This window comes from Candidatus Hecatella orcuttiae, from assembly GCF_002009985.1.
GTDB classification, from domain to species: Archaea; Thermoproteota; Bathyarchaeia; order Hecatellales; family Hecatellaceae; genus Hecatella; species Hecatella orcuttiae.
Map to the genome: position 1 here is coordinate 971,036 of NZ_MTLX02000005.1, position 11,665 is coordinate 982,700.

General features: G+C 56.5%; 13 protein-coding genes. 2 read left to right on the plus strand and 11 right to left on the minus strand.

Annotated elements, in window-relative coordinates; translation table 11 throughout:
• Nucleotides 1-145: 145 nt before the first annotated feature.
• Nucleotides 146-1,117 carry a triphosphoribosyl-dephospho-CoA synthase gene (locus BWM17_RS08035; RefSeq protein ID WP_309493406.1) on the minus strand — a complete coding sequence of 324 codons (972 nt, stop codon included), beginning with the start codon at nucleotides 1,115-1,117 and terminating at the stop codon, nucleotides 146-148.
• Nucleotides 1,118-1,231: 114 nt separating this feature from the next.
• Here BWM17_RS08035 and BWM17_RS08040 point away from each other — a divergent pair, with 114 nt between their 5' ends.
• Together BWM17_RS08040 and BWM17_RS08045 are read left to right on the plus strand one after the other, a co-directional pair.
• A complete protein-coding gene (locus BWM17_RS08040; protein WP_309493407.1) occupies nucleotides 1,232-1,540 on the plus strand; it encodes a translation initiation factor in 309 nt (102 codons plus the stop codon).
• Between the two features lie 101 nt (nucleotides 1,541-1,641).
• Nucleotides 1,642-1,860 (plus strand): hypothetical protein, encoded by a 219-nt coding sequence (locus BWM17_RS08045; protein WP_309493408.1) that lies wholly within the window; start codon nucleotides 1,642-1,644, stop codon nucleotides 1,858-1,860.
• An 18-nt stretch (nucleotides 1,861-1,878) separates the two neighbouring features.
• On the opposite strand, the gene aroC is transcribed toward BWM17_RS08045, so the two are convergent.
• From aroC to ahpC, 10 genes are all read right to left on the minus strand, one after another.
• A complete protein-coding gene (gene aroC / locus BWM17_RS08050) occupies nucleotides 1,879-2,979 on the minus strand; it encodes a chorismate synthase (protein ID WP_309493409.1) in 1,101 nt (366 codons plus the stop codon).
• Nucleotides 2,972-4,255, minus strand: a complete 1,284-nt coding sequence (aroA, locus tag BWM17_RS08055; protein WP_309493410.1) for a 3-phosphoshikimate 1-carboxyvinyltransferase — start codon at nucleotides 4,253-4,255, stop codon at nucleotides 2,972-2,974. The genes aroC and aroA overlap by 8 nt, the downstream gene beginning before the upstream one ends.
• A gap of 8 nt (nucleotides 4,256-4,263) precedes the next feature.
• Nucleotides 4,264-5,133 carry a shikimate kinase gene (locus tag BWM17_RS08060; protein ID WP_309493411.1) on the minus strand — a complete coding sequence of 290 codons (870 nt, stop codon included), beginning with the start codon at nucleotides 5,131-5,133 and terminating at the stop codon, nucleotides 4,264-4,266.
• Nucleotides 5,134-5,991 carry a shikimate dehydrogenase gene (locus BWM17_RS08065; protein WP_309493412.1) on the minus strand — a complete coding sequence of 286 codons (858 nt, stop codon included), beginning with the start codon at nucleotides 5,989-5,991 and terminating at the stop codon, nucleotides 5,134-5,136.
• Nucleotides 5,981-6,670, minus strand: a complete 690-nt coding sequence (gene aroD, locus BWM17_RS08070; RefSeq protein WP_309493413.1) for a type I 3-dehydroquinate dehydratase — start codon at nucleotides 6,668-6,670, stop codon at nucleotides 5,981-5,983. The genes BWM17_RS08065 and aroD overlap by 11 nt, the downstream gene beginning before the upstream one ends.
• A complete protein-coding gene (locus BWM17_RS08075) occupies nucleotides 6,667-7,752 on the minus strand; it encodes a 3-dehydroquinate synthase II (protein ID WP_309493414.1) in 1,086 nt (361 codons plus the stop codon). Before BWM17_RS08075 ends, aroD begins: the two co-directional genes overlap by 4 nt.
• Nucleotides 7,749-8,540 (minus strand): 2-amino-3,7-dideoxy-D-threo-hept-6-ulosonate synthase, encoded by a 792-nt coding sequence (locus tag BWM17_RS08080; RefSeq protein ID WP_309493415.1) that lies wholly within the window; start codon nucleotides 8,538-8,540, stop codon nucleotides 7,749-7,751. Before BWM17_RS08080 ends, BWM17_RS08075 begins: the two co-directional genes overlap by 4 nt.
• Before the next feature lie 11 nt (nucleotides 8,541-8,551).
• Nucleotides 8,552-9,595 (minus strand): aspartate-semialdehyde dehydrogenase, encoded by a 1,044-nt coding sequence (gene asd / locus BWM17_RS08085; protein WP_309493416.1) that lies wholly within the window; start codon nucleotides 9,593-9,595, stop codon nucleotides 8,552-8,554.
• A complete protein-coding gene (locus tag BWM17_RS08090; RefSeq protein ID WP_309493417.1) occupies nucleotides 9,588-10,835 on the minus strand; it encodes an aspartate kinase in 1,248 nt (415 codons plus the stop codon). Before BWM17_RS08090 ends, asd begins: the two co-directional genes overlap by 8 nt.
• Before the next feature lie 257 nt (nucleotides 10,836-11,092).
• Entirely contained in the window at nucleotides 11,093-11,656 is a 564-nt protein-coding gene (ahpC, locus tag BWM17_RS08095; RefSeq protein WP_309493418.1) for an alkyl hydroperoxide reductase subunit C, read from the minus strand.
• Between the last annotated feature and the right edge of the window lie 9 nt (nucleotides 11,657-11,665).

Genomic DNA, 11,665 nt, shown 5'->3' on the forward strand with positions numbered 1-11,665 from the left:
CCACCATCTTCAAGCCATATCCATAAGACACACGTAGCTAACCTTAACGTGCAAACTGTCGAGATAAAAACGTTTACAAGCCGGACCCATCCCGGGATGCTATCTCAAAAACACCGCCTTTGAAGGCTTCCGCAACCGCTTCAACTCAGGGTCTGAAGCCGCATAACAGAAAGACCATAAGGGAGCTGGCTGTCAGGTCGGCGGTGGTCCCTGGGTTTAGGCTGTTATCGGGGCTGCGAAGTTGAGCGTGCAACTTCAAGACCGCTTGCTTTCCAGCCTCCGTCAGCATTCCTCCCTTTTCCAAAACCGCCTTGGCCTTTTCAGATATCCGCCGGGCTGTTTGCAGGCCTCTTCTCCTAGCCACCAAGCTGTCGGGGTAGTCGGCTAGAATTTTCAAGTAACATTGAACCACAGCTTTGTTCACGTCTCCTTCCCGGCGGAAGACTTCTGCCAGTTGAGGGTAGCCGACTTTGAAAGTTATAGTCATTCCCGTGGCCCACTCGCTGCCTATTCTATCCCATGCAGCGCAGGCTTTCATCACTTGGTACAGGGTTAGCCTTTTTTGGGTGATTTCCTCTGCCGCTGAATTTTTTAAAACATCGGGAGCCCCTTTCACCTTCGGTTTCTTCAAGCCCCCAGGTTTGGCCTTCCTCACAGCATCATAAAAGTTCAAGGCATCCTTTACACTGGTGGCTTTCAGCGCTCTCTTCACATTCTGACGAAGAAGAGGGGCTGTAAGCTTTGAGGTGGAGGCCCATGTCATGCCTGCCCCTGCCGCCAATGGTACGAGGAGGCTGAGGGTTCCTAGGTTGGTGTTACCGCCCTGATGCCATTGCGCGGTTTGGTAGACGCCTTTCCTTATCCAGCTTCCTATCCCCAGCTGGCTTAGGCTGATTTCACCATTTCCAGCCCTAAGACCTTTCAGGGAAGCTTCTCGGGTGCAGGCTCCTATGGCTATTCCCCCGGCGAGGAAGTGATCATATTTCGTGTCCCTGAAATCGTGGAACCTGTCGATGTTGCCTGGTTTGGGGTAGGCGGAGACCTCTAAAACCACAGCCAGCTGGGCTGCTTGGGCTATTTCCTCGGCAGCGGTCTTCATCCAGCTTCTCGACGGCAAGGAGCTTCCGCCTCGCGGGTGGATGGGCGACTTGTACATCGGAAGGAAGTTTAACCTTTTCTGAAGTGGTGGATTTATATATTGAGTATTGTATAAAGATTAGTTAGAAAAGGTATGGCGGAAATCTGTCAAATATGCGGGCTGCCTAAAGACCTTTGTGTATGCTACGAGATAAGTAAGGATCAACAGAGAATAAAAGTTCGCTTAGAAAAGAGAAAATGGAACCGCCCTGTCACCGTCATCGAAGGGCTGGATGAAAAAAGCGTTGACCTAGGGAAGCTGGCTGCTGAGTTGAAGACTTATTGCGCCTGTGGAGGGACTTTTAAAAACAGCCAAATTCTCCTCCAAGGAGACCATCGAGAGAAAACCAAGGAAAAACTTGTCATGATGGGTTTCCCTGAAGGAAACATCGAAGTCCGATGAGACCTAAGCCTGCCGATCCTTTCTGCCGACTGGGAAGAGGAGACGCTGAGCTCTTGCATTCCTCAGTAACACATAAAGGTTGATGAACCATAGAGAACGATATGCATGAAGTCGAAGTGAAAATTCTCCAAAAACCTTTACGTGTCCCCAAGGAGAAACTGGGAGAGCTGAAGGGAACCGTATCCGGAAGCCTCTTAAGCCGCATGAAAAAAGAAGCTGTGGACTGCCCTGTGAAGGGGGAGACTCTTCCTTTCATCGAATGTTTTACCTGCGAAAATTTTCTCCGAAGAGTGAAAGGCCACGTTCACTGCCGAGGCTGAAGGCGCCTCCGGGGCCCTCTAGGATTCAGCCGGCTTTCCCAAGATTCCCAGCGGCAGAAGATGGTCTGCCAAAACGCAGGCCACCAAAGCCTCCACAATGGGAACAGCTCTAGGGACTACGCAGGAATCGTACCTTCCCTTAACCTCCAACTCAGCGTCTTCCATGGTTCGGAGGTCCACGGTTTTTTGGCGTTTGAAGATGGAGGAAGGCGGTTTGAAGGCGGCTCTCACCGCAATGGGCATGCCGTTGGAAAGGCCGCCTAGGATCCCCCCTGCGTTGTTGGTGAGGGCCACAACCTTCCCCCCCACCACGCGGTAGGGGTCGTTGTTCTCCGACCCCCGAAGCCGGGCAGCTTGGAAGCCTGCTCCAAATTCCACCCCCTTCACAGCTGGGATGAAGAAGAGGTACTTGGCTATGTCCGCATCCAGAGAGTAAAAGATGGGATCTCCAACTCCCGGGGGGACGCCGGTGGCTATGCATTCTACGACACCCCCTACGGTGTCGCCTTCCGACTTGGCTTGGAGGATTTTCTTCTCCATTTCTTCAGCTGTCTGAGACTCCACGCACCTGAGAGGGTTGGAGTATGCTTTTTCCCTGATCTCCTCAACGGTGGGCTGGCTTCGGATCTTCACCCCGGCTATTTCAACCGTGTGGGCGTAAACCCCTATGCCCGCTTCTCCGAGGAGCCGTTTGGCCACGGCGCCTGCGGCCACCATTCCCACGGTCATCCTGGAGGAGAAGATGCCTCCCCCCCGGTGGTCGTGGAAGCCTCGGTATTTGACGAAGGCGGGGTAGTCAGCGTGGCCAGGCCTTGGCTTCCACCTGAACTCCTCGTAGGCCTCGGAGCGGTATTCCTTGTTCCACACAAACAGGCAGAGGGGCGCACCTGTGGTGCGGCCTTGGAACACTCCTGACAGGATGTTCACCTTATCCTCCTCCCTTCGAGAGGTTGAATACGCGGCGGAGGTAGGTCTTCTCCTGTTCAGTTCAGTTTGAATGTCTTCTTCGGAGAGGGGGAGCCCCGGCGGGCAGCCGTCCACCACGACGCCTATGCCTTTGCCGTGGCTTTCCCCGAAGAGGGTGACGACGTAGTTTCTTCCGATGGAGTTGCTAACCAAGCTTCACTCTTCCTCCTAACCTTGCCAGGTCCATGTAAAAATTCGGGTAGGACTTACTTACGCATTCCGCTCCGTGGATTCGGGTTACTCCCTCCGCTCCCAAGGCTGCGACGGCGCAGGCCATGGCTATTCTGTGGTCTCCGTGGGAGTCCAGCTCCGCCCCCCTCAGCTTGCAGGGGCCCTCCACTTTCAGTCCGTCCTCTTGCTCTACTATCTTCGCCCCCATCTTGGCTAGCTCGGAGGCCGTGGTCCTCAGCCTGTCAGACTCTTTAATCCGCAGCCTCCTAGCGTTTTTTATGAAGGTTTCCCCCTCCGCGTAGCAGGCTAGGGCTGCACAGACGGGAACCAAGTCCGGGATATGCCTAGCGTCCACCTCCATCGCCTTCAATTCCCCGCCGGAAACCGTTACCTCCAAGCCTTCGCAAACTACCGCGGCGCCCATTTTTTTCAGCAGCGTCAATATTTCCCTGTCGGGGTGAGGGACCCCGCTTCCGTCTAAGTTTTCCACTTTGATCTCCGAGCCTGTTATGGCTGCGGCTGCGAGGAGAAAAGCAGCTGAGGAGAAATCCCCTGTAACTTGGTGGTCTTGAGGCCTGTAGCTTTGGCCGCCGGAAACCGTGAAGAGCTGATGGTTTTCTGAAACTCCAACCTTGACTCCGTGCCTCTCCAAGACGTGAAGCGTCAACTGAACGTAAGGCAGTGACTCCAAGCTTCCTAGGATGCGGATTTCCACTTCGCCTTCAGCCAAGGGGCTGGCGAAGAGGAGGCCGCTGACATACTGGGAGCTCACATCGCCGGGGATGGACGTCTTCCCCCCGGCTATTCCGCCGCCGTAGACCTTCACAGGCGGGTAGCCGCCTAGGCTTTCACACCGCACGCCCAGCTGCCGGAGGGCTTGGAGCAGAGGCTCTATGGGCCTTCTCAGCAGACCTTTTCTCCCCGTAAGAGTGGTGACACCCTCCGCCAAGGCGGCTAGGGGGATCATGAACCTCAGCGTAGCCGCGGATTCCCCGCATTCGATGGGCTGAGAAGGAGCCTTCCACCGGGCTAGGCCCTTGACGGTGATACTGTCTTCTCTCTGCTCCAAAACCGGGCCGAAGCTCCGGCAGGCGCTGACCGTGGCCAAGGTGTCATCGGAGATGAGGAGGTTTTTTATGAGGGATAGGCCCTCCCCCAGTGAGGCGGCTATGAGGGCCCGATGGGTGTAGCTTTTGGAGGGAGGCGCCTTCACCCGGCCGGAAAGTTTCTCGGTTCTGCCCACAGTGGCCACGACCATGCTGTCCGTCACCTCAGCACACGGGCCCTAGCCTTGTTGGTTCTAGCCCTCAAGATTTCCCCCTCATGATTTCTCCACGCCTCCACCACGCTTCCGCCCTCCCCCAGCCGGGTTACAGCGACGGTGGCCGGGCCTTTCCCGCTGAGCCCGGCTGCGATGGCGCCTGCCTTCAAAGCGTCCAGTGCAGGTTGAGGGTTGTATCCCAGCGCAGCTGAGTAGAGGAGGCCGTTGAGGGTTAGAGCCTTCCAGTAGTGGCCCTTGAAGGCTTCCTCGAAGGCCAACTCCACCAAGGGGGCTATCAGCTTCATTCGGTCGACATCCGCGCTGGGGGTGTAAACCTTTTGGGGTGGAAGGAGGATGAGGGCTTCGCAGTCTTCCACCGAGTCATGTCGGAGGAGCTTCCTCACAAAGTTGTCGGTTAGGACGATGCCTCCCAAGAAGGAGGCGCAGGCGTCGTCGTAGGCTCCGGTTATGGTGGTCTTCGCCTCAAAAGCCGCGTCCACAGCTAGGTTTAGGGCGGTGGAGTTGTCGAGAGTTTTTCCGAGGGCTGCGGAGGCGGCCAACACCAAGGCATTGGCTGCTGCGCTACTGCTTTTCAGCCCTCTGGCTACGGGAATGTCGGACCGGGTTTCCACTTCAGCGCCAAACCGGCCTTGAAGGCCAAAGTGCTTCAGCACCTTTTGCACCGCCTTCTCCACCAAGAGGGTGCTTTCCCCCTCTTCCGGAACTATCCGGCCGCGGATGACACCCGCCTCCCCGGTCAGCCTAACCCGGGCGGTGGTTTGGAGGCTGAGGCTGAAGGCAGCGCCTTTCCCCGTAGCTATGGCGTTGACGATGGTGGCTGCACCGTAGGCCACAGCTTCTCCAAATCCTTCCATTCACTTTTCCCCCAAAGCCTTCAGGGCTGCGTTGAACATGACATCTAGGGGAGCCTTCTTCCCAGTCCATATTTCAAAGGACCTCGCAGCCTGATGGACCAGCATACCCAAGCCGTTGACTGTCTTAGCTCCGGCGGCATCCGCCTCCCTGAGCAGCCTTGTCTTCAGCGGATTGTAGACGATGTCGAACACCGTCAAACCGGAATGGAGGAGGCGGCTGGGAATCGGCGACGCATCCTCATGAGGATGCATCCCCACCGAGGTGGTGTTGACCAAGAGTTCAGCGTCTCTGAGCTCTTCCCCCAGCCTTTCGCTGTTCAACCTGATCCCTTTCACCCTGACGCTGTGATGACGGGATAGCTCCTCAGCCAGCTTCACCGCCTTAGCCTCCGTCCGGTTGGCGACTACAAGCTCACCGGAGGTTTTGGCGAGGGTGAAGCCTAAGGCTCTGGCCGCGCCTCCCGCCCCGAGGAGGACGACTTTCAGGCCCTTCACTTCAACACCGGCCTCCCGCAGAGCGGAGATGGCGCCTTCTCCGTCGGTGTTGTAGCCTACTGTTTTTCCTCCCATTATTTTCACGGTGTTGACGGCGCCTATGCTTCTGGCCTCAGGCTCCACCTCGTCCAGCAGAGGGATGACGGCGGTTTTGTGGGGGATGGTCACATTGAAGCCTTGAACTCCCAAGCTTCTCAAGCCAGCGAGGGCGGATGGGAGGCCGTCGGAGGCCACGTTGAAGGCTAGGTAGACGCAGTTGAGGCCTAGGCTTTCAAAGGCAGCGTTGTGGATGGTGGGGCTGAGGGAATGCTCCACCGGGCTGCCTATGAGGGCGTAGACCCTGGTGGCACTGTCAACCTTCATCCAGCATCATCAGCCTGTAGACTTCCCGGGTTTCTCGGATGGTCAGCTGGCCGGGGGCGGACTCTTTTCCCCTTCTCACCGAGGCGTAGGTGAAGAAGCCTCCGAAAAGGGGGGAAAGCACCCTGGAAAAAACTCCTCGAGGACCCATGCAGAAGGCGACGGTGGGAGTTTGCTTGGAGGCTTGGGCTAGGAACTCTAGACAGGTCAGGTTATCCTCCGGCCTTTGGGCGGTGGTTACTATCTTGCACACCTCAGAGCCTTTTTTCAGCCCCTTTCGAAGGAGCGTGTGCAGGCGGCGGAGAGGCGGCGTGCCTGCGAAGTCGTGGAAGGAAACGATGGGCTTAGAGCCTTCAGCCTTCACTTTCTCCACCATCTCTTCCACATTTCCCGCGGACAGTTCCACATCCACATATTCGAAGCCGGCTTCAGCGGCATCCAAGAGGAGGCTGAGTCTTTTTTCCTCAGGTCCGTCGAACAGGCCTTTCTCCCTCAGAGGGCGGTTGGTGGCAATGAGCGGGAGGGAGGTCAGCTTTCGAACGGCGAAGGCGGGCACTGGCTTCTCTTGGTAGTCGATTCGAACCTCTATCAAGTCGGCCTCAGCCTTTTCCGCTTCCCGAACCATGCCCTGCAGTTCTCGGAGGCTTCTCCCCGGGGCGACGGCGCATATTCTAAGATTCACAGTTCTATCACGGTTTCTTCCTTGAGAAGAATTCCGAAATGACGCCCTCCCGGCTGGTGGTGGATTAGGACTTCGTCCCCTGGTTTCAAGTCCCTGACCGACTTGGATCCTTCCTTGGTTACAAGCCTAATGGTCTCTGCGTTCTGGACGATGGTCTTAACCCTGCGGCCTTCCACCTCCGCCTCCACCAAGAGCATGGGCCTCTTCTCTATCTTAACCCTGCCCACGAAGGCGGCTCGCAGGTTTCCACCCCTGTCTACGACGGCTACTTCTTCCCCTGCCTTCAACTCGGAGAGATACTTGGTCTTACCCTCCGGGGTCAGAGTGTAGAGGGACACCGGCCCCGCGTTCACCCTGAAAGGCCTAGGCTCCACGTGGGGGTTTTCCTGCACCTCCGCTTGCACGAGGAAAAGCCCTGAAGACTGGCAGCCTACGAGTATTCCTTCCCCGTGGGTCATGAGGTCGCAGGTGTCTATGCAAACCCTAGCGCCTAAGCCCAGCTCTTTGCACCCCACAACCTTGGCTGGAACTAACCGAAGCTTCGAAGGCTCCTCCCTCCCGGCTTTCACCTTCTCTAGGGCGGAGGCAACCTCGACGATTTCACCGGGCTCTTTGGCTTTTAGGACTACTCCATCTACGCCCAGTTCAAGGGTTTCCAAGGCCAGTTTAGCCTCCCGCCCGGAGGAAACCTCAGCCAGAAGCTTGCTTCTCCCCTGGATTTTTGCGATGAGGTTCTCCAAGGGTATGACCTTCCAATCCGGACAGCTGGCGATGATGCAGTCTACTCCCAAGGAGGCGGCTTCTACAATTTTGTCCTCGTCAGCTCTCCCTCGAACGTTCATCTTCACGCAGATACCTTTGCCCTTCTCTTTCGCCTTTTTCACCTCAGCCTCCGAAAGCTTTCCCAAAAGCTGAATTTCACCGCCCTCGCTGGACACGGTTTTCAAGCCTAAGGACTCAGCCAGCGATGTCAGCTTCCCCTCAACTAGTGCGGTGGTGCAGAGGCCTTGAGCAGCCGCCAAGAGGCTGCGCTTGGTCTCCTCAGGCAGGGAGGGATCTATTTCTATCCAGAATTCTTTCATCCTTTTCCCCTGAGGATCTTTAATGCCTCATCCACTTCAGCCTTTTGGTGGATGAGGGCGTGGAGGGCTTTCACCATGGCTGTGGGGTTTTCATGCTGAAAGACGTTTCTTCCGATGGAAACCCCCGCGCCGCCCACTTGGAGGGAGTCGTAGACCATCCTCAGCACTTCCTCGTCGGTTTTCGCCTTCGGACCCCCAGCTACGATGACAGGGACGGGGCATCCTCGCACCACTTCCCGGAAGGTTTCAGGGCTTCCGGTGTAGTTGGTTTTGACGATGTCCGCCCCCAACTCGGCTCCAAGCCTAGCCGCATGCTTGACCGCTTCAGGGTCATGTTCACTCTTAACCTTGGCTCCCCGCGGATACATCATAGCCAAGAGGGGGAGACCGTAGAAGTCACACTCGTCAGCCACACTGCCTAGGTCGCTGAGCATGGCAGACTCTTGCTCAGCGCCCACGTTGACATGGACGGAGACCCCGTCAGCCCCCAGCCTCACCGCTTCTTCCACGCTGCAAACCTGCACCTTCTCTAACGGGTCTGGGCCTAGGGCGGTGCTTCCTGAGAGGTGGATGAGGAGGGCCATGTTCCCTGTATCCGTGCGGCTGGCGACTCCTTTGTGGACGATGACCCCGTCTGCGTTTCCCAGCCTGATCTTGTTGAATATCTCCTGCATGTTCACCAGCCCTCGAACAGGGCCGAGGGTGACCCCGTGGTCCATGGGGACCAACAGGGACTTTCCATCCTCTTTGAAGATTCTCTGCATTCTCCTCTTTTTTCCAGGACCCATGATTTCTCCCTTCAAATTATCCCTTTAGCCTTGAGGAGCTCGGCGTTGAGGATTGAGCATCCCGCAGCTCCCCTCACTGTATTGTGTCCTAGGACTAAATATTTAACTCCCCCCAAGGCAGCGTCCCTCCTAACCCTGCCCACCACCACAGACATGCCTCGGTTCTCCCACCGGTCAAGCCTCGGCTGAGGCCGATCCATCTCAGCCCGGACGACGATGGGCGGCTTGGGGGCGGTAGGCAGACCTAGCCTCTGAGGTTCACCCTCAAACTTGGCCAAGACCTCGGCCACCTCAGCCGGCTCAGCCTCGGCCTCTGTTTCCGCGAAGACGGCTTCCAGATGCCCATCGAGGGTGGGAACCCGGTTGCAGCTGGCTGAAATCCTGAACTCCGCAGGCTTCTCCGGGGAGCCTAAGATTTTCAGGGATTCCTTTTCGACCTTCTCCTCCTCCCGGCTGATGTAGGGGATGACATTGTCCACAATGTCCAAGGAAGGGACACCCGGGTATCCAGCCCCTGAGAGAGCTTGCATCGTAACCAGGAAGAGACGTTTCAACCCGAAAGCGTCGAGGATGGGCTTCACGGAGAGAGTTAGGATGGCGGTGGTGCAGTTGGGGTTGGTGATGATGGCCCCCTCCCATTTTCTCCGCCTCCGCTGTTCCTCCACCAAATAGGCGTGGTCCGCGTTGACCTCAGGGTTGAGAATGGGCACATCCGGGTCCATGCGGTGGGAGCTGGCGTTGCTGAAGACGGTGAAGCCGGCTCTGGCAAAGTCCTCTTCCACCTTATGCGCCACCTCCGCGGGGAGAGCTGAGAACACCAAGTCCACGTCGCCCAAAGCTTTGGGCTCAGCAGGCCTCACCTCCATGTCCGCCACCTGCGAAAATGTCTCTCCCTCCAGCTTCCACTTCACTGTTTCAGCGAAGGTTCTGCCCGTTGAGCGTTCTGAGGCGGCTAAGGCTTGGAGTTCAAACCAAGGATGGCCCTTCAGGAATTGAATGAACCTCCCGCCCACCATGCCTGTGGCTCCGAGGACTCCTACTTTGACCTTAACCATGGGAAACACCTGCCTTGGGAGGGGCTAGCTTCTCCACGTTTTCCTTTATCAGCGTTAAAGCCTTTTCTCTATCTTTCCAGCCTAGGAAGACCCTGACAGAGGAACTGATGGTCATGACCCCCAAGAGGTTAATGCCTTCGCGGGCCAGCGGCGCCACCACAGCGTTCACGATGCCGGGAGCCTTCTCCAACTCAGGGCCTGAAACGGTGATGAGGGCTATGGGGTCGAGGCTGTGGACGGCCTTGGCTATCCTCCGGTTTTTTATCAGCTCATGCAGCCTCTGGAGGAGGTTGGAGGGATTCTCCACGTAGAGGAGAAGGGAGGGTGAAGCCAAAGTTAAGCCTAGAATCTTGGCGGAGGTGCTGGCGGCCTCGGAGAAGATCATCAAAAGCGTCTCAGGGGAGGAAACTTCCCACCCCACCAAGGATACCATGGAGAGAGGCTGATGGTGAAGGGCGACGGAAAGCCTTGTCTCCATAACCCCCTTGATGACGGTTCCCTTTGCGAGGTCTTCCTCCTCGAATCCCACCACCCTTAGGGTCAGGAAGTCTGTCTTGTATTTGAGGGATTTCGGGTGAAGAACCTTCGCGCCGGCGGTGCCCAAGGTGAACATTTCCTCCACGTCTAAGCTTTCGATCATGGCGGGAGCCGTGACTTTCTTAGGGTCAGCCGACAGAACGCCTTGAACATCCTTGACGAAGACCACCTCATCGGAGCCGACGCAGCGACCTAGGACCACGGCGGTGATGTCGCTTCCTCCCCGCCCCAGGGTTGTAACCTTCCCTTGAGGAGACAAACCTATGAAGCCGGGGACAACGACCACGTAGCCTTCCTCCAGCAGAGGTTTCACCTTCTCCAACACCGCCCGCTGAGTCTTCTCCAAATTCACCTCCGCCTGGCCGAATTCCGAGTCGGTGTAGATAGGCCACTGAGAGGATGAGGGATCCAACCCCACAGCCTTCACCCCCTGAGATTTGATGGCGGTGGTCATGATGCGGGCGGCTGTCCTTTCACCCATGGAAAGAACCTCATCCAAATCCTCTTTGGAGAGCCCGTTGGGGCTGGATTGGAGAGCGGTTTGGAGGAGACCGTCGGTGACGCCTGTGAGGGCTGAAACCACAACGAGAATTTTCTTTCCTTTTCTGGCCTCCGCAGCCACCTTTCCCGCTGCTTGAGCTATGTTTTCCGGAGTTGAAAGGCAAGAGCCTCCGAACTTAACCACAAGAGTTTTCACTGGCATGGATGATACCTCCGAAAACTTTCACGGAAATAGTTTTGACGGATGGAGAGAATGGAGGGAAACGCCTAACAGCTACCCGAGTATTCATGCTTTGGCGAGGTTCGGGGATAAACACAAAGCCCCCTGAAAACGTGAACCCCCCTGGAATGCACCCGGTTAACCTCCCCAGTATTGCATAATAGGATTTACCATCTCTATATAAAGATTATCAAAAAAGAAAGAGGAAAGAGGTTCCTCGTTAATCTCCTTTTTCCGTTTTAGATTTTGCCGACCAAGTCTAAGCCAGGTTTGAGGGTTTCCTTTCCCGGCTTCCAACTCGCCGGGCAGACTTCTCCCTTGTGTTCCCTCACGTGGATAGCTGCTTGGAGTTTTCGCAGAAGCTCCTCGGCGCTTCGGCCGATGCTGTTATCGTGGATCTCCAAGGCTCTCAAAACTCCGTCGGGGTCGATGATGAAACTTCCTCGCAGGGAAAGTCCCTCCTCTTCGATGTAGGTACCGAATTCTCTGCAGAGTCTTCCCGCGGGATCAGCCAGCATGGGGAACTTGATTTTCTGGATGGCGGGGGAGTGGTCATGCCAGGCTTTGTGGACGAACACCGTGTCGGTGCTTACACTCAGCACTTCTGCTCCCGCTTTTTTGAATTCCTCGTAGTTCTCAGCCAGCTCTTCCAGCTCGGTGGGACAGATGAACGTGAAATCCGCTGGATAGAACACCAGAACCAGCCATTTACCTCTGTAGTCAGAAAGCTTGATGGTCTTGGTTTCCTCGTTGTGGAAGGCTTCCGCCTCTAGGTCTGGAATTTGTTCACCGATTCTCACCACGGTTTTATC